18 protein-coding genes and 1 tRNA gene are annotated in these 21,457 nt (G+C 64.2%); 4 read left to right on the plus strand and 15 right to left on the minus strand.

The genetic code is table 11. The features are described from left to right. Window positions 1-85: 85 nt before the first annotated feature. The 10 genes from rpoB to FNJ47_RS03425 form a co-directional block, all read right to left on the minus strand. On the minus strand, window positions 86-4,204 hold the full coding sequence (gene rpoB / locus FNJ47_RS03380) for a DNA-directed RNA polymerase subunit beta (protein ID WP_163150611.1): 4,119 nt from the start codon (window positions 4,202-4,204) through the stop codon (window positions 86-88). A gap of 441 nt (window positions 4,205-4,645) precedes the next feature. Then, entirely contained in the window at window positions 4,646-5,023 is a 378-nt protein-coding gene (rplL, locus tag FNJ47_RS03385; RefSeq protein WP_092115002.1) for a 50S ribosomal protein L7/L12, read from the minus strand. 52 nt (window positions 5,024-5,075) lie between these two features. After that, window positions 5,076-5,594, minus strand: a complete 519-nt coding sequence (rplJ, locus tag FNJ47_RS03390; RefSeq protein ID WP_163150613.1) for a 50S ribosomal protein L10 — start codon at window positions 5,592-5,594, stop codon at window positions 5,076-5,078. Between the two features lie 579 nt (window positions 5,595-6,173). Further along, on the minus strand, window positions 6,174-7,127 hold the full coding sequence (locus FNJ47_RS03395; RefSeq protein WP_163150615.1) for a 2-hydroxyacid dehydrogenase: 954 nt from the start codon (window positions 7,125-7,127) through the stop codon (window positions 6,174-6,176). 112 nt (window positions 7,128-7,239) lie between these two features. Next, entirely contained in the window at window positions 7,240-7,932 is a 693-nt protein-coding gene (gene rplA, locus FNJ47_RS03400) for a 50S ribosomal protein L1 (protein WP_163150617.1), read from the minus strand. Window positions 7,933-7,938: 6 nt separating this feature from the next. Further along, on the minus strand, window positions 7,939-8,367 hold the full coding sequence (gene rplK / locus FNJ47_RS03405) for a 50S ribosomal protein L11 (protein ID WP_008136439.1): 429 nt from the start codon (window positions 8,365-8,367) through the stop codon (window positions 7,939-7,941). Between the two features lie 128 nt (window positions 8,368-8,495). Further along, window positions 8,496-9,029, minus strand: coding sequence for a transcription termination/antitermination protein NusG (gene nusG, locus FNJ47_RS03410; RefSeq protein ID WP_021081670.1), 534 nt, complete (start codon window positions 9,027-9,029; stop codon window positions 8,496-8,498). 14 nt (window positions 9,030-9,043) lie between these two features. Continuing rightward, window positions 9,044-9,235 (minus strand): preprotein translocase subunit SecE, encoded by a 192-nt coding sequence (gene secE, locus FNJ47_RS03415; protein ID WP_016840554.1) that lies wholly within the window; start codon window positions 9,233-9,235, stop codon window positions 9,044-9,046. A gap of 331 nt (window positions 9,236-9,566) precedes the next feature. Further along, entirely contained in the window at window positions 9,567-11,180 is a 1,614-nt protein-coding gene (locus FNJ47_RS03420; protein WP_163150619.1) for an acyl-CoA synthetase, read from the minus strand. Between the two features lie 54 nt (window positions 11,181-11,234). After that, window positions 11,235-11,999, minus strand: a complete 765-nt coding sequence (locus FNJ47_RS03425; protein ID WP_163150622.1) for an FCD domain-containing protein — start codon at window positions 11,997-11,999, stop codon at window positions 11,235-11,237. A 179-nt stretch (window positions 12,000-12,178) separates the two neighbouring features. Between FNJ47_RS03425 and FNJ47_RS03430 the strand changes: the two genes are divergently transcribed. Next, window positions 12,179-13,381: an ABC transporter substrate-binding protein gene (locus FNJ47_RS03430; protein WP_163150624.1), complete on the plus strand. Its 1,203-nt coding sequence runs from the start codon at window positions 12,179-12,181 to the stop codon at window positions 13,379-13,381. 64 nt (window positions 13,382-13,445) lie between these two features. On the opposite strand, the gene FNJ47_RS03435 is transcribed toward FNJ47_RS03430, so the two are convergent. Next, window positions 13,446-13,521 (minus strand) — tRNA-Trp (locus tag FNJ47_RS03435). A 169-nt stretch (window positions 13,522-13,690) separates the two neighbouring features. Between FNJ47_RS03435 and FNJ47_RS03440 the strand changes: the two genes are divergently transcribed. Further along, on the plus strand, window positions 13,691-14,914 hold the full coding sequence (locus FNJ47_RS03440; RefSeq protein WP_163150626.1) for a serine hydrolase domain-containing protein: 1,224 nt from the start codon (window positions 13,691-13,693) through the stop codon (window positions 14,912-14,914). Between the two features lie 124 nt (window positions 14,915-15,038). Here FNJ47_RS03440 and FNJ47_RS03445 read toward each other — a convergent pair whose 3' ends face one another. Together FNJ47_RS03445 and FNJ47_RS03450 are read right to left on the minus strand one after the other, a co-directional pair. Continuing rightward, window positions 15,039-15,806 carry an SDR family NAD(P)-dependent oxidoreductase gene (locus FNJ47_RS03445; RefSeq protein ID WP_163150628.1) on the minus strand — a complete coding sequence of 256 codons (768 nt, stop codon included), beginning with the start codon at window positions 15,804-15,806 and terminating at the stop codon, window positions 15,039-15,041. A gap of 75 nt (window positions 15,807-15,881) precedes the next feature. Then, a complete protein-coding gene (locus FNJ47_RS03450) occupies window positions 15,882-16,589 on the minus strand; it encodes a histidine phosphatase family protein (RefSeq protein ID WP_163150630.1) in 708 nt (235 codons plus the stop codon). A gap of 139 nt (window positions 16,590-16,728) precedes the next feature. Between FNJ47_RS03450 and FNJ47_RS03455 the strand changes: the two genes are divergently transcribed. Both FNJ47_RS03455 and argE read left to right on the plus strand, forming a co-directional pair. Beyond that, the gene (locus tag FNJ47_RS03455) at window positions 16,729-17,514 is read left to right on the plus strand and encodes an SDR family NAD(P)-dependent oxidoreductase (protein ID WP_163150632.1); all 786 of its coding nucleotides are present in this window, start codon (window positions 16,729-16,731) and stop codon (window positions 17,512-17,514) included. 485 nt (window positions 17,515-17,999) lie between these two features. Continuing rightward, window positions 18,000-19,169, plus strand: coding sequence for an acetylornithine deacetylase (argE, locus tag FNJ47_RS03460; protein WP_163150635.1), 1,170 nt, complete (start codon window positions 18,000-18,002; stop codon window positions 19,167-19,169). A gap of 113 nt (window positions 19,170-19,282) precedes the next feature. Here argE and FNJ47_RS03465 read toward each other — a convergent pair whose 3' ends face one another. Next, window positions 19,283-20,197 (minus strand): DMT family transporter, encoded by a 915-nt coding sequence (locus FNJ47_RS03465; protein WP_163150637.1) that lies wholly within the window; start codon window positions 20,195-20,197, stop codon window positions 19,283-19,285. Between the two features lie 154 nt (window positions 20,198-20,351). After that, window positions 20,352-21,410, minus strand: a complete 1,059-nt coding sequence (locus tag FNJ47_RS03470; protein ID WP_163150639.1) for a phosphotransferase — start codon at window positions 21,408-21,410, stop codon at window positions 20,352-20,354. Between the last annotated feature and the right edge of the window lie 47 nt (window positions 21,411-21,457).

The raw sequence follows: 21,457 nt of genomic DNA on the forward strand, positions 1-21,457 counted from the left end.
AACTTTTATTCAGCGCACGCCCCACTCAACGTCCGAGCGGAGCGCGAGGGCCCGGCGCGCATCGCGCCGGGCATGATCGCAAGCGTTACTCGGCCGCCTCGGAGGTCGATGCCGGTCCCACCTTGGAATTGTGCAGGTCGACGTTGAGGCCGAGCGAGCGCATTTCCTTGACCAGCACGTTGAACGACTCCGGAATGCCGGCCTCGAACGTGTCGTCGCCGCGCACGATCGCCTCGTACACCTTGGTACGGCCGGCGACGTCGTCCGACTTCACGGTCAGCATTTCCTGCAGCGTGTAGGCGGCGCCGTAGGCTTCGAGCGCCCAGACCTCCATTTCGCCGAAGCGCTGGCCGCCGAACTGCGCCTTGCCGCCCAGCGGCTGCTGGGTGACGAGCGAGTACGGACCGATCGAACGCGCGTGGATCTTGTCGTCGACGAGATGGTGCAGCTTGAGCATGTAGATGTAGCCCATCGTCACCTTGCGATCGAACTGATCGCCGGTACGGCCGTCATAGACGGTCGACTGGCCGGAGGCGTCGAAGCCCGCGAGCTTCAGCATCTCCTCGATATCGGCTTCCTTGGCGCCGTCGAACACCGGAGTGGCGATCGGAACGCCGTGGCTCAGGTTGCGGCCGAGCTCGATCAGTTCGTTGTCGTTCAGCGACTTGATGGTCTCGTCTTCGCCGTAGATCTTCTTCAGGGTCTCGCGCAGCGGCTTGAGATCCTGCTTGTGATAGTAGGCGTCGATGGTCTGGCCGATGCGCTTGCCGAGGCCGGCGCAGGCCCAACCGAGATGGGTCTCGAGGATCTGACCGACGTTCATGCGCGAAGGCACGCCGAGCGGGTTCAGCACGATGTCCGCATGGGTGCCGTCCTCGAGGAACGGCATGTCCTCGATCGGAACGATCTTGGACACCACGCCCTTGTTGCCGTGACGGCCGGCCATCTTGTCGCCGGGCTGGATCTTGCGCTTCACCGCGACGAAGACCTTGACCATCTTCATCACGCCGGGCGGCAATTCGTCGCCGCGCTGCAGCTTCTCGACCTTGTCGAGGAAGCGCTGCTCGAGGCCCTTCTTCGACTCGTCGTACTGCTTCCGCATGGCCTCGATCTCGGCCATCAGCTTGTCGTTCGGCGAGGCGAACAGCCACCACTGCGACTTCGGATACTCGTCGAGCACCGCGCGGGTGATCTTGGTATCCTTCTTGAAGCCCTTCGGGCCGGCGATGCCCTGGCGGTTCTCCAACAGCTCAGCGAGGCGGTTGTAGACGTTGCGGTCCAAAATCGCCTGCTCGTCGTCGCGGTCCTTGGCCAGACGCTCGATCTCTTCCCGCTCGATCGCCAGCGCACGCTCGTCCTTGTCGACGCCGTGGCGGTTGAACACGCGGACTTCCACGATGGTGCCCTGCACGCCCGGAGGCACGCGCAGCGAGGTATCGCGGACGTCGGAAGCCTTCTCGCCGAAGATGGCGCGGAGCAGCTTCTCTTCCGGCGTCATCGGGCTCTCGCCCTTCGGCGTGATCTTGCCGACCAGGATGTCGCCGGCGCGGACTTCCGCACCGATGTAGACGATACCGGCTTCGTCGAGGTTCTTCAGCGCTTCTTCCGAGACGTTCGGAATGTCGCGGGTGATTTCCTCAGGACCGAGCTTGGTGTCGCGGGCCATCACCTCGAATTCTTCGATATGGATCGACGTAAACACGTCGTCCTTCACGATCCGCTCGGAGAGCAGGATCGAATCTTCGAAGTTGTAGCCGTTCCACGGCATGAACGCGACCAGCACGTTGCGGCCGAGCGCGAGCTCGCCGAGATCGGTCGACGGACCGTCAGCGATGATGTCGCCCTTCTTGACGATGTCGCCAACCTTCACCAGCGGACGCTGGTTGATGCAGGTCGACTGGTTCGAGCGCTGGTACTTCATCAGCCGGTAGATATCGACGCCCGACTTGGTCGGATCGAGATCCTCGGTGGCGCGGATCACGACGCGGGTGGCGTCGATCTGGTCGATCACGCCCGAGCGGCGCGCGGCAATCGCCGCGCCCGAGTCACGGGCGACCACGCCTTCCATGCCGGTGCCGACGAACGGCGCCTCGGCGCGAACCAGCGGCACCGCCTGGCGCTGCATGTTCGAGCCCATCAGCGCGCGGTTGGCGTCGTCGTTCTCGAGGAACGGGATCAGCGCCGCGGCGACCGAAACCAGCTGCTTCGGCGACACGTCCATGTAGTCGACCTTGTCCGGCGTCACCGGCAGCACTTCGCCGGCGTGACGGCAGACCACCAGGTCGTCGGTGAAGCGGCCCTTGGCATCGAGCGGCACGTTGGCCTGCGCGACGCGGTAACGGCCCTCTTCCATCGCCGACAGATAGACCACTTCGTCGGTGACCCGGCTGTCCTTGATCTTGCGATAGGGCGTCTCGACGAAGCCGTACTTGTTGACGCGCGCGAACGTCGCCAGCGAGTTGATCAGGCCGATGTTCGGACCTTCCGGCGTCTCGATCGGGCAGATACGGCCGTAATGCGTCGGATGCACGTCGCGGACTTCGAAGCCGGCACGCTCGCGGGTCAGACCGCCCGGGCCAAGCGCCGACAGGCGCCGCTTGTGGGTGATCTCCGACAGCGGGTTGGTCTGGTCCATGAACTGCGACAGTTGCGAGGAACCGAAGAACTCGCGCACCGCGGCGGCCGCGGGCTTGGCGTTGATCAGGTCCTGCGGCATCACGGTGTCGATATCGACGCTCGACATGCGCTCCTTGATCGCGCGCTCCATGCGGAGCAGGCCGATCCGGTACTGGTTCTCCATCAGCTCGCCGACCGAGCGCACCCGGCGGTTGCCGAGGTGGTCGATGTCGTCGATCTCGCCCTTGCCGTCGCGCAGGTCGACCAGCGTCTTGATGACCGCCAGGATGTCTTCCTTGCGCAGCGTGCGGTGGGTATCGGGCGCATCGAGCTCGAGGCGCATGTTCATCTTGACGCGGCCGACCGCGGAGAGGTCGTAGCGCTCGGCATCGAAGAACAGCGACTGGAACATCGCCTGCGCCGAATCCAGCGTCGGCGGCTCGCCCGGACGCATCACGCGGTAGATGTCGAACAGCGCGTCTTCGCGCGTCATGTTCTTGTCAGCCGACAGCGTGTTGCGGATGTAGGCGCCGACATTGACGTGGTCGATGTCGAGCAGCGGCAGGTCCTTGTAGCCCTGCTCGTTCAGCACCTTCATCGACTTCTCGGTGATCTCCTCGCCGGCCTCGGCGTAGATCTCACCGGTCTTCGGGTTGACGAGGTCCTCGGCGAGATAGTTGCCGACGAGCTCCTCGTCCGACATCCGGAGCGCCTTGAGGCCCTTCTCCTGCATCTGACGCGCGCTGCGCACGGTCAGCTTCTTGCCGGCCTCGAGCACCACCTTGCCGGTGTCGGCGTCGATCAGGTCGTTGATGGTCGAGTAGCCGCGGAAACGGTTGGCGTCGAACGGCACGCGCCAGCCTTCCTTGGTCCGCTTGTAGGTGATCTTCTTGTAGAAGGTCGACAGGATCTGCTCGCCGTCCAGACCGAGCGCGTACATCAGCGAGGTCACGGGCAGCTTGCGGCGGCGGTCGATGCGCGCGAACACGATGTCCTTGGCGTCGAACTCGATGTCGAGCCAGGAACCGCGATACGGAATCACGCGCGCGGCAAACAGGAGCTTGCCGGACGAATGGGTCTTGCCCTTGTCGTGGTCGAAGAACACGCCGGGCGAACGGTGCATCTGCGAGACGATGACGCGCTCGGTGCCGTTGACGACGAAGGTGCCGTTCATCGTCATGAGCGGAATGTCGCCCATGTAGACGTCCTGCTCCTTGATGTCCTTCACCGACTTGGCGCCGGTTTCCTCGTCGATATCGAACACGATGAGGCGCAGCGTCACCTTGAGCGGCGCAGCGAAGGTCATGCCGCGCTGGCGGCACTCGTCGACGTCATATTTCGGCTGTTCGAACTCGTAGCGGACGAATTCGAGCATCGAGGTTCCGGAGAAATCCGAGATCGGGAACACCGAGCGGAACACCGCCTGCAGGCCCTCATCGAGGCGACCGCCGGCCGGCTCGTCAACCATCAGGAACTGGTCATAGGACGCCTTCTGAACCTCGATGAGGTTCGGCATCTCGGCGACTTCCTTGATGTGACCGAAAAACTTGCGTACGCGTTTGCGACCGGTGAATGTCTGCTGCGCCATCGTGGCCTCTCATTTTCGTCGCCTTTATGGGGCGAACCTTCCGGGAGCGACTGCCATCGGCCCCGGGTTGAATTTCGAATCGTCCCGAAGGAACGAAGCCCAAGTTCAGGAATTAAATCCCGGTCCCGGCCCCCATCGCCTCCAAAACGCAAAACGACGCGCGGGGCGCATCACTGCACCCGCCCGTCCAAACGCTTCGCTTTACGGACTGAAAAAGCCCGAAATCTGACTGTCTCCCAACGGCTTACGCCGGGTGCCCTGCCGCCCCCGCCGCCTACCGTGTTTTTCCGCTGCCAGCCCCATATGGGATGGCAATAAAGGAGATTCGAGGGTTAAGTCCACGCATCCCCACACTTTTTTGTGTCCGTCGCACCACGCGGCAACCTGTCGCACGGCGTTTGCTTGGCCCGGGAGCGCCGTTCGGCGCTCCCGGATCGCGCATTACTTGAGCTCGACCTTGGCGCCAGCCTTCTCGAGCTGAGCCTTGATCTTCTCGGCTTCGTCCTTGTTGACACCTTCCTTGACGGGCTTCGGAGCGCCTTCGACGAGGTCCTTGGCTTCCTTCAGGCCCAGGCCGGTGATGGCGCGGACTTCCTTGATGACTTCGATCTTCTTGTCGCCGGCGGCAGCCAGCACGACGGTGAAGTCGGTCTTTTCTTCAGCCGGAGCAGCGGCAGCGCCACCACCAGCCGGGCCGGCAACCGCAACGGCGGCAGCGGCGGACACGCCCCACTTTTCTTCGAGGAGCTTGGCGAGTTCGGCCGCTTCGAGCACGGTGAGGCTCGAGAGGTCGTCGACGATTTTCTGCAAGTCAGCCATTGTTTAGTTCCTTAAACGTTTGGTTCGAACCAGGTTTGAGATTAGCGAAGGGTCAGGCCGCTTCGCTCTTTGAGGCATGAGCCTGAATGACGCGTGCGAGCTTGGCCGCGGGCGCGTTGGACAGCTGAGCGAGCTTGGTCGCCGGCGCCACGAGGAGGCCCACGATCTTGCTGCGCAGTTCGTCGAGCGACGGCAGTGAGGCAAGCGCCTTCACGCTGTCGACATTCAGGACGGTTTTACCCATCGAACCGCCGAGGATGACGAACTTCTCGTTCGCCTTGGCGAATTCGACGGCAACCTTTGGCGCCGCAACCGGATCGTTCGAAGTAGCGATCACGGTCGGTCCCTTCAGCAGGGAGCCGATGGCAGCGACGTCAGTGCCATCAAGAGCAATTTTGGCGAGACGGTTCTTCGAGACCTTCACCGACGCGCCCGCCTGCTTCATCTGCATGCGCAGCTTCTGCATCTGGGCCACGGTGAGGCCGGAATAGTGAGCAACGATCGCAACCGACGTGGTCTTGAAGACCTCGTTAAGTTGTTCGACCGACTCTTTTTTTGCCGCTCGTTCCACAGCAAGCTCTTTCCGGTTGGCGGCCTTTCCGCGAAAGCAGGACCGCCGGGTTGCACCCATCGTCCCGCCCTAAACCTGATCCGCAGGGTACAAGACCCTTCGGACATGCCGGGCAAGACGACATCTAGAAGCCTGCCCTCCCAGAGCCTTCCGGCCATGGGCTGTCGAGGTTCGAACCAAACCAGCTTCCCAGCCGCGAACGGGTCGCGACGTGGAGCGCAAAATCCGGTCTTCACCCGTCTATGCAGGCCATGCGATTAAGCCCTTGAAAACACGAAGTTCTCGCGGGCGCCTGCAGTCTTGGACAGGATCGAGGCACTTCAGCACGCTGAAGGCCCCTGCTCTCACTCCCCTGGAGGCGACGGGTCTCCTTCCTTTCGAGCATCCTTGCGGGCATGCGGAAAGGAATGATCTCCTATCATCTCAGGTTTTCGGAATGCGAGCACGGACATGCCAGCAAGTGCCAGCACGCCCGGAAGGCGCTGTGTAGCCGGTCCTGCCCTGCTTGCCAAGAGCAAATATTGGACCAGTTTCATATGACGACGGGGAACCGGTTCCGATCGCGGAACCGCCAGCCGCTCAGGTGCCACTCACCTTATACGGCAGCGGCCTACCGGCAAAGAACGCGTCGAGATTGGCGAGCACGCAATCCTGCATCGCGACGTGCGATTCCAGGGTGTGGCCGCCGAGATGCGGCGACAGCACAACATTCGGCAGCGCCGTCAGGGCATCAGGCGCATGCGGCTCCCGGGCGAACACGTCGAGGCCGGCGCCGGCGATCACCCCGTCGGTCAGCGCCGCGACCAGCGCCGTCTCGTCGATCACGGAGCCGCGCGAGATGTTGACGACAAATCCGTCGCTGCCGAGCCGGCGCAGGACGTCGGCGTTGATCACGTGGGTGTTGTCGGCCCCGGCACGGACCGCGATCATCAGCACGCTGCACCAATCGACCAGCGCCTCCAGGCTCGGCAAATACCGGTACGGCAGATCGTATCTGGTGCGGCTGAAATAGCCGACCTCGGTCTCGAAGGCGGCAACGCGGCTCGCGATCTTGCGGCCGATCTCGCCCATGCCGTAGACGCCGACCTTGCGCCCGCGCATGCCGGCCTGCGGCCGCATCATCGGCGACGGCCGTGCGCCGGCCCAGTCGCCGCTCCGGACATAATTGTCGGCGACCTGCAGACGCCGCACCGACGCCAGCATCAAGGTCACTGCCATGTCGGCAACCGAGGCTGCATTGGCACCGGGGCTGTGGCCGACCGCGATCCCGCGCTTCGCGGCGGCGGCGAGATCGACGCCGTCATAGCCGGTGCCGTAGCAGACGATCGCGCCGAGCTTCGGCAACATGTCCATGGCATCGGCGCCGAGCGGCGTGCCGCCTGCGGTGATCATGGCGCTGACGTCGGCGAGCTCGGCCGCCGGGAACGCTTCGTCCACCCGCTTGCCGGCCGCGTTCAGGAGCTCATAGCGCTCGCCGAAGCGGATCAGCTGGGCCTTGGGAAAGCGCGAATAGACCAGGACCTTATCGGGCATTGTTGTCGTTTCCTGCGAGAGGCTTCACCCACCAAATCAGAGGGTGGCAAAAACAAAGGGCGGAACCGGTTGCCCGATCCCGCCCCTCTTTATCTCGTCACGGCTGGAGAACTCAGCCGAGGATCGTGCCCGGCTCGACCTTCACGCCCGGACCCATGGTGGAGGAAACCGCCACGCGCTGGATGTAGGTGCCCTTGGAACCCGCCGGCTTCGCCTTGGAGACCGCATCCGCGAGCGCCTTGACGTTCTCGACCAGCTTCTCCTCGGAGAACGAGGCTTTGCCGATGCCGGCCTGCACGATGCCGGCCTTCTCGACGCGGAACTCGACCGAGCCGCCCTTGGCGCCCTTCACTGCGTTGGCGACGTCCATGGTCACGGTGCCGATCTTCGGGTTCGGCATCATACCGCGCGGGCCGAGCACCTTACCGAGGCGGCCGACCAGCGGCATCATGTCGGGAGTGGCGATACAACGATCGAAATCGATCGCGCCGCCCTGCACCTTCTCGACCAGGTCTTCGGCGCCGACGACGTCGGCACCGGCGGCCTTGGCTTCCTCAGCCTTGGCGCCGCGCGCGAACACGCCGACGCGCAGCGTGCGGCCGGTGCCGTTCGGCAAGTTGACGACGCCGCGGACCATCTGGTCGGCGTGACGCGGGTCGACGCCGAGATTGATCGCGATCTCGATCGTCTCGTCGAACTTCGACTTGGCGCGCTCCTTGACCATCTTGATGGCATCCGCGAGCGGATAGAGGTGCTCGCGGTCGACGCCCTCGCGGGCCTTCTTCAAACGCTTTCCGATTGCCATGGCCCGTTACCCCGCAACTTCCAGACCCATCGAACGGGCAGAGCCCTCGACCATCTTCATGGCCGATTCAATGGTGTCGCAATTCAAGTCCTTCATCTTCTTCTCGGCGATCTCGCGCACCTGCGCCTTGGTCACCTTGCCGGCCTTGTCGCGGCCCGGCGCCTTCGAGCCGGACTGGATCTTGGCAGCCTGCTTGAGGAAGAACGACATCGGGGGGGTCTTCATCTCGAAGGTGAACGAACGATCTGCGTAGATCGTGATCACCACCGGAATCGGGGTGTTCTTCTCTTCCTTCTGGGTCTGCGCGTTGAACGCCTTGCAGAACTCCATGATGTTGAGACCGCGCTGACCAAGCGCGGGGCCGATCGGGGGCGAAGGATTCGCCGCACCGGCCGGGACCTGAAGCTTCAGGTATCCGGTCACTTTCTTTGCCATTTATCACTCCTGTTGTGCCGGACGGTGCCGGCGGTTTCAGGTTCCGTGGTTCGGTTGAAGGGGCTGGCGACCGCCTCCTCCCTCCCACGGCCTCAATTGACGCGAGGCATATACCCCGCGCCGCCCGGTCAGACCACCTTTTCGACCTGACCGAATTCCAGTTCCACGGGGGTCGCGCGGCCGAAGATCGACACTGCGACCTTCACGCGCGAGCGCGCCTCGTCGATTTCTTCCACCACGCCGGAGAACGAGGCGAACGGGCCGTCGGCCACGCGCACGTTCTCGCCGATTTCGAACGACACCGACGCCTTCGGACGCTCCACGCCCTCCTGCACCTGGTGCAGGATCCGCATCGCCTCGGCTTCCGAGATCGGCATCGGCTTGTTTTCTGCGCCGAGGAAGCCGGTGACCTTCGGGGTGTTCTTGATTAGATGGAACGCCTCGTCGGTCAGCTTCATCTTCACCAGCACATAGCCCGGGAAGAACTTGCGCTCGGCGTCGATCTTGCGGCCGCGGCGCACCTCGGTGACCTTCTCGGTCGGCACCAGAATCTGCTCGAACAGCTCTTCCAGCCCGCGCTGCTTGGCCTGCTCGCGGATCGATTCCTGAACCTTCTTCTCGAAGTTCGAATAGGCGTGGACGATATACCAGCGCTTGTCCATCAATTGGGTGCTCATCAGTGGATGCCCAGTATCAGGGTAATCAGATAGCGGATGATCTGGTCCGCGGCGAAGAAGAAGATCGAGGCCAGCGCCACCATCACGAACACCATGATGGTGGTGATGGTCGTCTCGCGGCGCGTCGGCCAAGTGACCTTGGCGGTCTCCGAGCGCACTTCCTGCAGGAATTTGAACGGGCTGAAAGCCATCGTGAGATCCGCGTCCGTCTCCGGACGATTGCAACGTTTCAAGGAATCCGAACAGCCGACCTTGCGGACCCAGCCCTCGTTTGGAAGGTTGAGCCGATAAACGAGCTCGAATGTTCGGGGAATTAGGCCGCGCCGGATATCCGCCATCAAAGCGGGCCGGCTGCGAGTGGGCGGTATCTACTGCGAGACCGGCCAAACGTCAAGGTCGGCGCGGTCGCGCCCGGCCCCGGCGACGCCCGCGGCAGATCGGAACAGGGCCACTCGAATCAAGGGCTTAGGGCTGATAGCGCAAGGTCCATGATCCCCGCCGTCCGCCGCGGCGGCCGGTGGGTCACCCGGCAAAGCTCTTCTGGACCGCCTGATCCAGCGTGGCGCCGCCGACATAGCGCTGGCGCAGCTCGCGCTTGAGCAGCTTGCCGCTCGGGTTCTTCGGCAAGGCATCGACGAAGATGACCCGCTTCGGCACCTTGAAATGAGCCATCGACGCCGCGCAGTGCTCGATCACCGCGTCGGCATCAAGGCTCGCGCCGGCCTTGACCACGACGATCGCGGTCACCGCCTCGATCCAGCGCGGGTCGGGCAGCCCGACCACCGCGACCTCCGACACTTCAGGCAGCCGGTAGATCATCTCCTCGACCTCGCGGCTCGCGACGTTCTCGCCGCCGCTCTTGATCATGTCCTTCACGCGATCGACGACGGTGATGTAGCCGTTGGCATCGACGGTCGCGAGATCGCCGGAATGAAACCAGCCGCCGGCGAACGCCGCCGCGGTCTTGACCGGATCGTTGTAGTAGCCGGACAAGAGATGCGGCGAGCGGTGCACGATCTCACCGACCTCGCCCACCCCGACGTCGGTCATGTCCGAGTTGACGACCCGCGTCTCGACATTGATCGCAGGCTTGCCGGCCGAGCCGGCCCTCGGCAGTTGGTCCTCCGGCGAAAGCACGGTCGCCAGCGGCGCGATCTCGGTCTGGCCGTAGAAATTCCAGAACTTCACCTCGGGCAGCCGGCGCTGCAATTCGAGCAGCACCTCGACCGGCATGATCGAGGCGCCGTAATAGCCCTTGCGCAAGGTCGACAGGTCGGTGCGGTCGAACGCCGGCGAGCGCAGCATCGCGATCCAGATCGTCGGCGGCGCGAAGAACGAGTTGATCTTGTGGGCCGCGATCAGCGCCAGGACGTTGTCGGGCACCGGCTTGCCGGTGATGAGACTGGTGGCGCCGAGATAGATCGCCGGGCCCAAGAACACATCGAGCTGTGCGCAATGATAGAGCGGCAGCGCGTGCAGCACCGTGTCGTCGGTCGCCATGCCGCCGTCGATGATACAGCTGACATACTGCCACATCACGGCTTCATGGGTGAGGATCGCGCCCTTCGGCAGCGACTCCGTGCCGCTGGTGTAGATGATCTGCGCGGGATCGCGGCTGTCGACGGCCGCATCCGGCGCAGAGGCGTCGCTATGCAGCAGGCTGTCGAATGTCGTGATGCCCTCGGGCGCGGCGGCTGGATCCTCGCCCGGCAGCCAGATCAGGGTTTCGACCGCCGATCCCTTGGCCGCGGCTGCGTGCGCCGTCTCCACGAAGTCGGGACCGACCGCGAGCAGCTTCGCGCCGGAATTGGCGAGGATGAAATTGATCTCGTCGGGATTGAGCATGAAGTTGATCGGCACCAGGATCGCGCCGATCCGTGCCACCGCGAAGCGCAGCGCGGCGAAGCAATGCGAATTGCGTGACAGCACCGCGACACGGTCGCCCTTCGCAACGCCAAGCGCGAGCAAGCCGCGTCCGAGCCGATTGCAGATCGCGTCCATCTCCGCAAACGTCCAGCTCACCTCGCCGCAGATCAGCGCGGTCTTGTCAGGGTAGCGCTTTGCAGATCGGCGCAACAGATCGCCGATGCTGTGCTCACGCGCGCGCTGGATGGTTGCTGCGATGTCTCCGCTCATATGTCCCTCCCGAATGTGCTTTTTTGTCGTTGTCTTGTCGTCGCCGCGCCGTCGCTACTGCCGGGCGGCGTAGGCGTGTTCCATGTAGGTGTGCTCGACCGAGCGATCGAGCGAGGCGATCTTCTCGAAGCCGCGGCGCCAGTCCTGCAGATGCCGCCGCGTCCACAGCACGCCGGCCTCCTTGTCGCGCCGCCTGATCGCATCGAGGATGTGGCGGTGCGCCTCGACGAGGCGCGCGCCGCCCTCCGGCACGCCGCCGACGATCATCTCGGTGGTCGGAAAAAACAGTTGCGCGGCCGGCTCGCGGGCGAGCTGAAGCACGCGGTTCTGCGAGGCCTTGGCCATCAGCACGTGGAATTCCGCGTCGAGCTCGGCGAGATCGGCGGGGTTGCCGACGACATCAGCGCTGCGCGCGAGATTGCCGGCGAGCTCGGCGATGTTCTCCTCGGTCGCGCGCTCCACCGCGCCTTCGACGCTCGCCACCTCCAGCGTCATCGAGGTCTCGAACAATTCGCGGAACGTCACCTCGTGCAGGATCAGCGCACGCGACAGCCTTGTGGCGAGCTTGTTGTAGCGCGGCAGGCAGGCCTGCAGGCGGCGGCTGGAATCGCGGCGGATCAGCCCGCCCTCCTCGAGCACGCGAATGCCTTCGCGCACGGTCGAGCGGTTGACGCCGAACTGCGCGACGAGCTGCTGCTCGGTGCCGATCGGCTCGCCCGGCTTGATCCGGCCGTTGATGATTTCCCGTTCGATCGCGTCCGCGACCTTCTGGTAGGCCGGCGCAACGTCGATGCGCCGGAACAGCGGCGTGGCGGCCACCCTGGGCTCCCGATTGTCGTTTGTCCAACAAAGTTTAGGCGAAGGCCATTGGAGCGTCAAATGCCCCTTATTTGGCCGGATTGTCGCACCCAGTCGGGCCAGAATTGACACCGGAACCGGGCAAATCTAGCTTTGTCGGACAAACCGATAAGAACACCGCCTTGGGGAGGCACATCACAATGAAATCCATCGTCACAACTCTGTCCGCTGCCGGCCTGATCGCAGCAGTGCTGGCAGGGCCTGCGCTCGCACAACAGACGCTCAAGATCGGCGTGCTGACCGATTTCCAGTCCGTCTACGCGGATATCGGCGGCGCCGGGAACGTCGAAGCCACCAAGATGGCGGTCGAGGAGTTCGGCGGATCCATGTTCGGCAAGCCGATCGAGCTCGTCACCGCCGACGCCCTCAACAAGGCCGACGTCGCCGCGACCACCACCCGCAAATGGTACGAGGCGGAGAACGTCGACATGATCATCGACATGCCGACCTCGGCGACTGCGCTCGCCGGCATGGAGATGTCGAAGCAGTTCGAGAAGATCATGATCGTGACGGATGCGGCGAGCTCCGACATCACCGGCAAATCCTGCTCGCCCTACACGCTGCACTGGACCTACGACACCTATGCCAACGCCCACACCGTCGGCAGCGCGATCGTGAAGAACGGCGGCGACAGCTGGTTCTTCATCACGGCCGACTATCTGTTCGGCCACTCGATCGAGCGCGACACCGGCGATGTGGTCCGCGCCGCCGGCGGCAAGGTGCTCGGCAGCGCGCGGCATCCGCTCAACACGCCGGACTTCTCGTCATTCCTGCTGCAGGCCCAGGCTTCGAAGGCCAAGATTATCGGCATGGCCAACGGCGGCGCCGACACCATCAACACCATCAAGCAGGCTTCCGAATTCGGCATCGTCGCGGGCGGGCAGAACCTCGCCGGCATCGTGATGTTCATCTCCGACATTCACAGCCTCGGGCTGAAGCTCGCGCAAGGCCTGATCATCACCGAGGCCTACTACTGGGATCTCAACGACCGCACCCGCGCCTTCGGCAAGCGCTTCTTCGAGCGCATGAAGCGGATGCCGACGATGAACCAGGCCGCGACCTACAGCGCCACCCTGCACTACCTCAACGCGGTGAAGGCCGCCGGCACCAAGGAGACCAAGCCGGTGCTGGCGAAAATGCGCGCGACCCCGGTGCGCGACGCCTTCACCGACAACGGCGTGGTGCGCGAGGACGGCCGCATGGTGCACTCGATGTTCCTGTTCGAGGTCAAGAAGCCCGAGGAATCGAAGGCGCCGTGGGATTACTACAAGGTGCTCGCCGAGGTGCCCGGCGACCAGGCGTTCCGGCCGCTGAAGGACGGCGGCTGCCCGTTGATCAAATAGCCGAAAATGATCATAGCCGGAGTCCATGACCTCGGCCAAGGCATTCAAATTGTTAGCTAAAAGCTGGCAGGAGTGGCAGGGCTCGAACCTGCGACCCCCGGTTTTGGAGACCGGTGCTCTACCAATTGAGCTACACTCCTGCAGGGAACCAGCGTCGCCGCCGGTTCGCGCCGTTTCAAGCACAGGGCATGGCCGGTTTGCAAGGGCGAAGCGGTGAAGCTTCTGTTCATTGCAAAACTTCTGCGCCAGACTTCGGCCATCACTCCACGTCGGCGCTCCGCCGCAAGAATCAAGAACCAGGGAGAGACCATGAACGCCCAGACCGCCACCAAGCACGCCGCCAGCCCGACCACCCCATCCCTCCCTCTCGCCAAACCCGAATCGATCGGGCTGTCGAGCACGCGGCTGCAGGCGATGTCCGATACCTTCAAGCGCGAGGTCGACAAGGGAACCGCACCCGGCTTCACGGTGCTGGTGGCGCGGCGCGGCCAGATCGGCTGGTTCGACGCGATCGGCCGGCAAGGCCCGACTGCATCTGCGCCGATGACCCATGACTCGATCTTCCGCATCTTCTCGATGACCAAGCCGATCGTCTCGGTCGGCATCATGCAGCTGCTCGAGGACGGCCACTTCCTGCTCGACGACCCCGTCGCGAAGTTCATCCCGGAATTCGCCGAGACCAAGGTCGGCGTCGAACGCGACGGTAAGCTTGAGCTCGTTCCCGTGCAGCGGCAGATGACGATCCAGGACCTGCTGCGCCACACGTCCGGGCTCACTTATGACCACACCGGCAACGGCCCGGTGCAGCAGCTCTACCAGCAGTCGCGGCTGCGCAGCCGCAAGATCACCAATGCCGAGCACGCCACTATGCTCGCGGCCATGCCGCTGGTCTGCCAGCCCGGTGCAGAGTGGAACTACAGCCGCTCCACCGACATCCTCGGCCGCATCATCGAAGTCGTCAGCGGCCAGACCCTCGGCGCGTTCCTCACTGAGCGCATCCTTAGCCCCCTGCAAATGAACGAGACCGCGTTCCACACCGGCGAAGCCAATGCCGGCCGGCTCGCCGAGGCCTTTGCGAACGATCCCTGGACCAATGAGAAGGTGCAGTTGTTCAACATGCTGGAGAAGCCGGCGATGGAATCAGGCGGCGGCGGACTGGTTTCGACCACGATGGACTATGCCCGCTTCGCGCAGATGCTGCTCAATGGCGGTGCGCTCGACGGCACCAGAATCATCGGCCGCAAGACGCTTGCCTTCATGGCCTCCGATCACCTCGGCGCCGGCGTCAAGGTCCAGGGCACGCTGGTGTCGCCCGGCCACAGCTTCGGCCTCGGCTTCGCCGTGCGCATGCAGCAGGGTGTCGCGCCGTTCACCGGGTCGGTCGGCCAGTACTTCTGGAGCGGCATGGCCGGCACGTTCTTCTGGATCGATCCGAGCGAAGACCTGATCGTGGTCTTCATGATGCAGGGCCCCGGCCAGCGCGAATACACCCGCTCGCTGGTGCGCAACGGCGTGTACGCCGCGGTGGAGTGAGGCGAGCATTCCGGGGCAGCCCGCAGGGCGGAACCCGGAATCTCGCGCAACAACATCGAGATCCCCCGATACGCAATTGCGCATCTGAGGTTCGCGCTGACGCGCCCCGGGATGACGCTTTGCGTCAGCTGATCGTCGCGCCGCCGTCGATGACGACCGTCTGGCCGGTCATGAAGTCGCCGGCGCGCGAGCCCATGAACACGGCTGCGCCCGCGATCTCGTCCGGCACGCCGATCCGCAGCAGCGGCGAGCGCGCGGTCGAGGCCTTCAGATTGTCCGGATTGTCCCACAGCGCCTTGGCGAAGTCGGTCTTGATCAGGCCCGGCGCGATGCAGTTCACGCGGATATTGTGCTTGCCGTACTCGCAAGCCAGGTTGCGCGCGAGCTGCATGTCGGCAGCCTTGGAGATCGCGTAAGCGCCGAGGATGGTCGAGCCCTTCAGGCCGCCGATCGAGGACACGATGATGATCGAGCCGTCCTTGCGCTCGATCATCTGCGGCACCACCATCGAGATCAGCCAGTTGTTGGCAACGATGTTGTTGTCGAGGATCTTGCGGAACTGATCGTCGGAGATGCCGGCGAGCGGACCGTAATACGGGTTCGACGCCGCGTTGCAGACCAGCACGTCGATCTTGCCGAAGGCGCGGTTGCTCTCGTCGATCAGGTTCTGCAGATTTTCCTTCGACGAGATGTTCGCGGCGATCGCAACCGCGGTGCCCTTGCCGTAGCTGTCATTGATTTCCTTGGCGACCTGGTCGCAGACATCAGCCTTGCGCGAGGAGATCACGACCTTGGCGCCGTGCTCGGCCATCCGCTCGGCGATCGCGCGCCCGATGCCGCGCGTCGAGCCGGTGATGACGGCGACTTTTCCCTTCATGTCGAACAAGGTCATGGTTTTCTCCCTGATGTAAGGTGTTTGAATTCTGTGTTGAGCTTAGGCAGCGGTGTCGTGTTGCGATAGCAGCAATCATGCAAGCTTGCTCGCCGGCCTGACTTCGGGTCCGGACGGCTGGTGCATCGCGGCGTGTCTGGGATCGGCGATCCAGGGCTGCTGGTTCACCATCGGCAGCCGCCACATCGACAGGTTGGGCGCTGCGATGTGATCGAGCCGCGTCACCGAGACATTGTCGATATCAAACGACAGACCCCGATCCGGCTGGCCGCCAAGTGCAAGACCGACCGCGGCCCTGATCACGCCACCATGGCCGACCGCGATGATGTCCTTGCCGGCCTCGGCTGCGGTGATCCGCACGATGGTGCGGCAGACGCGGGTGTAGAGATCCATGAAACTCTCGCCGCCGGGCGCAGGCTCGTTGACGTCGGCGAACCACATGCTGCCGGGCGGGCGGCTGGCGAGAAATGCGGCGCGGTTCATGCCCTGCCACCGGCCGAGATGCAGCTCGGCGAAGTCGCGCTCCTGCGTCATGCCTTGGGGCTTCGGATAGCCGGCGGCCCAGATCGCATCCGCGGTCTTGTGCGTGCGCTTCAGATTGCTCGAATACCACACGGCGTTGCGCGGCAGCATCTTGGCGACCGCCTCGAACACTTCGACATCGCCGGTGTCGCAGTCGATATCCTCCTGCCCGTAGATGTTGCCGCCGTCGCTGCGCACCGGCGCATGACGAACCCACCACCACCGCGTCACCGTCACGTTAGGCTTCTCTGGATTGGACATCGGATGAGCCCTTCAATAGTGTCCCGTCACGCTGTACGTCACGCCGCACATCGTCTCAAGTGCTTCTGACGTTTGAAATTTTGTTTGAATTCCGTCGCGCGGCAGGCGTGCCACGGATCATGTGAACAGGGAGAAACTCATGGGCCGCCTCGAAGGCAAATCCGTCATCATCACCGGCGCAGGAAGCGGCATCGGCCGCGCCGCCTCGCTGCTGTTCACGAAGGAAGGCGCCAAGCTGATCGCGGTCGATCGCACCGATGGCGTCAACGAAACCGCCAGGCTGGTGCGCGATGCCGGCGGCACCGTCGAAGCCGTCACCGCCGATGCCGGATCGGAGAGCGACGTGAAGGCCTTCATCGAGAAGGCGGTTTCGAAGTACGGCAAGCTCGATGCGATCTGGGCCAATGCCGGCGTCAGCGGCGGCCTCGTGCCGCTGGCCGACCAGACTCCGGAACATTGGCAGGAGGTGCTGCGCGTCAATCTGATCGGCCCGTTCCTCGCGATCAAGCATTCGATCCCGCACATGACCAGGCAGGGATCCGGCTCGATCGTCTGCACCGCATCGGTCGCGGGCCTGAAGTCCGGCGCCAGCGGACATCCCTACGGCGCGAGCAAGGCCGGCGTCATCAGCCTGGTGCAGACCACCGCCTACTCGCTCTCCGGCACCGGCGTGCGCATCAATGCGGTCTGCCCGGGCCTGATCGAAACCGGCATGACCAAGCCAGTGTTCGATCGCGCCAAGGAGCGCGGCACCCAGGACAAGATCGGCCAGCTCAATCCGCTGAAGCGCCCCGGCCAGCCGCACGAGCTCGCAGCAATGGGATTGTTCCTGGTGAGCGACGAGGCGTCCTACGTCAACGGCCAGGCCATCCCCGTCGACGGCGGCCTCACCGCATCGATGCCGTATACGGGCAAGCCGATCTAGCAACGGTGTTCTCCAGTGGTCATCCCAGCGACGGCCCGGACGACTCTACATTCACAACGTCGTCCCGGCGAAAGCCGGGACCCATAACCACAGGGTTGTGTTGTTGGAAACACGCCGTGGCCACAGCATCACGTAACAATTCGCATCTTGGGGTAATGGGTCCCGGCTTTCGCCGGGACGACGCGGAGTGTGAGACGCGGCCTGCGATTCATACGCCAGCATCCTCGCGGCATCTTCGTCCGAGTGCGTAGAATGGGCAAAGGCGCGTATGCGCCGTGCCCACCCTACGGTTCTACGCATCACTCGCGTTCTGGCGACATGGTCGTGCCTCCGCGCGGATCAAAGTCGATGGGTTTCGCTGCGCTCTACCCATCTTGCGCCCCGGCCCGGCCCGGATATTGCTTGGCCCCGGCGGGCAAACCAGCTGTTATACTTCGCTGGCAAGATCGCCCGCAGATCCACAATCCCTGCAAAACGAACAGGCAATGCAAAATCAACGTCCCGACCGTATCCGCAAGCTATTGGCTGACCTCGTCGCGTTCGACACGGTCAGCGACCGCAGCAACCTGCCTTTGATCGATTACATCGAGCGCTATCTCGCCTCGCTTGGCGTCGGCAGTCAGCGCATCGTCGATGACACCGGACAGAAGTCCTCGCTGTGGGTCACGGTCGGCCCCGAGGACCGAGCGGGCCTGGCTCTGTCGGGGCATACCGATGTCGTGCCGGTGGCGGGACAGGTCTGGACCCACAACCCGTTCGAACTGGTCGAACGCGATGGGCGGCTGTACGGCCGCGGCACCACCGACATGAAGGGCTTTGTCGCGGTCTGTCTCGCGATGGTTCCGGAAATGCTCGCGGCCGATCTGAAGACGCCGATCAATCTTGCAATCTCGTATGACGAGGAGATCGGTTGCGTCGGCGTGCGGCCGATGCTGCGCGAGGTCGCACGCAAGCCGATCAGGCCGCTCGGCTGTTTCGTCGGCGAGCCGACCCAGATGCAGGTGATTATCGGGCACAAGGGCAAGCACGGCGTGCGCGCCACGTTCCGCGGGCTCGCGCGCCACTCCTCGATCGCACCCGACGGCGTCAACGCCATCGAATTCGCCGCCGATCTGATCACGGAAATCCGCCGCCGCGCCGTGTTGCTCGCAGCGGATGCCGAACAAGGCAGTCTCTACGACGTCCCGCACTCGACCCTGCTGACCAGCATCGTGCACGGCGGCGCCGCGCTCAACATCGTGCCCGATCAGTGCATCGTCGAATTCGAATGCCGCGGCATCGGCATCACCGAGTCCCGAGAGGTGACGGACGCGATCGTCGCCTGGGCCAAGGCCGAGATCGAGCCGGCAATGCGCAAGCGGCATCCCGACTGCGGCATCGATTTCGAGGAGATCCTCGATTACCCCGCGCTCGACACCGCCGCAGACGCTGCCATCGTCACGCTCGCCAAGCAATTTGCCAGCCGCAACGACCACGCCAAGGTCGCGTTCGGCACCGAGGCCAGCCTGTTCGTCAGCATGGCGGACGTGCCGTCCGTCGTGGTGGGCCCCGGCTCGATCGCGCAGGCGCATACGCCGGATGAGTTCGTGGAGATGTCGCAGCTCGTGGCTTGCGGCGATTTCGTCGCGCGGCTGATCGCGCATTGCGCGAAGTAACTCGGTGGGTGATTGCGTAGGATGGGTAGGGCGAAGCGAAACCCATCCCCTTGTATCCGCGGCGCGATGATGGGTTTCGCTGCGCTCCACCCATCCTGCGGATCATCTATGGATCACAGCCCATCGGGCGGCAACCCCGGCCCCGTCGCGGCGGGTCGGAGCTTGTCGCGCTTGCGCTCGCGGTAGAAGGCGTACAGGCCGGAAGCGACGATGATCGCAGCGCCCGCGAGCATCGGGCCGTCGGGCCTGTGGCCGAAGGCGAGATAGCCCGTGAGCATCGCCCACGGCAGCGCGGTGTAGCGGAACGGCGCCACTGCCGAGATGTCGCCGGTGCGCAGCGACACGATGATGCATTGATAGCCGATCAGGATCAGCACCGCCGCGAATGCGAGGAGGCCGAGCGCGTGGCCGGACGGCGCCTTCCAGCCGCCGAGCGGCACCAGCACGACGGCGCCCGCCGTCGTCACCGTCACGGTGGTGAGCAGCGTGATGAACACGGTCGGCAGGTTCTTCGGGATGCGGCGGGTGGCGAGATCGCGCACCGCGCAGAAGCCGACCGAGGCCAGCGCGAGCAGCGCAGCCTGGCTGAAGCCCTCCGCGCCGGGCCGGACGATCACCAGCACGCCGATGAAGCCGGCCGCGATCGCAAGCCAGCGCCGCCAGCCGACCGGCTCGCCCAACACCAGCGCCGCGCCCAATGTGATGACCAGCGGCAGCGCCTGGAAGATCGCCGACGCGTTGGCGAGCGGGATCTGCGCGATCGCCGAGAGATAGGTCAGCGTGCCGCCGATCTCGCCGAGCACGCGCAGGCCGACCGGCCAGATCAACAACGCGCTGAAGCTGCGGAGCGCATCGCGGTGCCAGGCGAGCGCTGCGACCAACACCATTGCGACCAGGCCGCGGACGAGCAGTATCTCCCCGATGTTGAGGTCCACCGACACCGCTTTGGTGATGGTGTCGTTGACCGTGAAGCTGGCCATGGCCGCAGCCATGAACAGGCTGCCGCGAAGATTCGGGGAAAGGGGCAAAATGAAAGTGTCCGATCAGGACCAGGGCGGGCGTTGACCGGACTGACTTGCCAAAGCGGCGTCGCGAACTCAAGTCACAGATGGCTACAATCCGGAAACATGCCGCATGACGCAGAAGCGGGCGAACCCTGGGGGATCGCGCCGCATTCTCGGATCAGGTTGCGCCGGCCTTCTGCGCGTATTCCCACGAGGCCTTCGACAACGGCACGGTGCGCGCGGCCGACTCGAGCGCCTTGGCATTCGCGGCGGTGCCGTCGCGGACGCGGCCCGCAATGCCCTGCGTGATGCCGGCGAGGCGGAACAGATTGTAGGAGAAGTACCAGTTCAGATCCGGCACAGCCATGCCGGTGACGTTGCAATAGATCTGCGCGGCTTCGTCCTGGCTCGGAATGTTCAACGCCTTGAGATCGGCATTGGCAAGGCCCGGCATCGTCCACTGCATCAGCAGATAGGTGAAGTCGGCCATGGGATCGCCGAGCGTCGACAATTCCCAATCCAGCACCGCCTGCACCCGCGGCTCGGTGGCGTGGAAGATCATGTTGTCGAGCCGATAGTCGCCATGCACGACCGAGACGCGCTTCTGCTCCGGCACCGTCCTCGGCAGCCACTCGGCGAGCTTCTCGAACTCCGGAATATGCTGCGTCTCGGACGCACGATACTGCTTGGTCCAGCGATCGACCTGGCGCGCAAAATAATTGCCGGGCTTGCCGAAATCGCCAAGGCCGATCTTTTCGGGATCGAGGATGTGCAGCTTGGCCAGCGTCTCGATCTTGCTGGTGAAGATCTTGCGCCGCGCGTCCGGCTCCTGGCTCGGCAGCGTCGGATCCCAGAACACCCGCCCCTCCTCCATCGACATGATGTAGAAGGCCGAGCCGATCACCGCATCGTCGGTGCACAGTGCGTAGGCTTTCGCGACCGGGAAATTCTGCTTGCCGAGCGCCGCGATGACGCGGAACTCGCGATCCACCGCATGAGCCGACGGCAACAATTTACCGAACGGCCGGCGGCGCATCACATAGTTGCGGCCGGGGGTTTCGAGCTTGTAGGTCGGGTTGGACTGGCCACCCTTGAACTGCAGGACCTTGAGCGGGCCCTGATAGCCCTCGACGTGCTCCTTCATCCAGGCATCGAGGCTCGCCTCGTTGACGCGATGACGCTCCTCGACTTCCCGTGTTCCGGAAAATTCTTCGTCTTTCCTGACGCCGTCCGCCACGATGACGCTCCCTCAGTTTTTATGGAGAGCCGTCCGGCGCTCCCTCG

The sequence above is a fragment of the Bradyrhizobium uaiense genome (assembly GCF_010811875.1).
Classification (GTDB): domain Bacteria; phylum Pseudomonadota; class Alphaproteobacteria; order Rhizobiales; family Xanthobacteraceae; genus Bradyrhizobium; species Bradyrhizobium uaiense.

Bases quoted from the DNA above. Each gene is read 5' to 3' on its own strand.
- nusG (WP_021081670.1), bottom strand. From the start codon at position 9,029: ATGGACAAGCGCTGGTATATCGTCCACGCCTATTCGAACTTCGAGAAG.
- rplL (WP_092115002.1), bottom strand. From the start codon at position 5,023: ATGGCTGACTTGCAGAAAATCGTCGACGACCTCTCGAGCCTCACCGTG.
- FNJ47_RS03395 (WP_163150615.1), bottom strand. From the start codon at position 7,127: ATGCCCGATAAGGTCCTGGTCTATTCGCGCTTTCCCAAGGCCCAGCTG.
- FNJ47_RS03430 (WP_163150624.1), top strand. From the start codon at position 12,179: ATGAAATCCATCGTCACAACTCTGTCCGCTGCCGGCCTGATCGCAGCA.
- FNJ47_RS03445 (WP_163150628.1), bottom strand. From the start codon at position 15,806: ATGACCTTGTTCGACATGAAGGGAAAAGTCGCCGTCATCACCGGCTCG.
- rplA (WP_163150617.1), bottom strand. From the start codon at position 7,932: ATGGCAATCGGAAAGCGTTTGAAGAAGGCCCGCGAGGGCGTCGACCGC.
- argE (WP_163150635.1), top strand. From the start codon at position 18,000: ATGCAAAATCAACGTCCCGACCGTATCCGCAAGCTATTGGCTGACCTC.
- FNJ47_RS03420 (WP_163150619.1), bottom strand. From the start codon at position 11,180: ATGAGCGGAGACATCGCAGCAACCATCCAGCGCGCGCGTGAGCACAGC.
- rplK (WP_008136439.1), bottom strand. From the start codon at position 8,367: ATGGCAAAGAAAGTGACCGGATACCTGAAGCTTCAGGTCCCGGCCGGT.
- FNJ47_RS03455 (WP_163150632.1), top strand. From the start codon at position 16,729: ATGGGCCGCCTCGAAGGCAAATCCGTCATCATCACCGGCGCAGGAAGC.
- FNJ47_RS03440 (WP_163150626.1), top strand. From the start codon at position 13,691: ATGAACGCCCAGACCGCCACCAAGCACGCCGCCAGCCCGACCACCCCA.
- FNJ47_RS03450 (WP_163150630.1), bottom strand. From the start codon at position 16,589: ATGTCCAATCCAGAGAAGCCTAACGTGACGGTGACGCGGTGGTGGTGG.
- secE (WP_016840554.1), bottom strand. From the start codon at position 9,235: ATGGCTTTCAGCCCGTTCAAATTCCTGCAGGAAGTGCGCTCGGAGACC.
- rpoB (WP_163150611.1), bottom strand. From the start codon at position 4,204: ATGGCGCAGCAGACATTCACCGGTCGCAAACGCGTACGCAAGTTTTTC.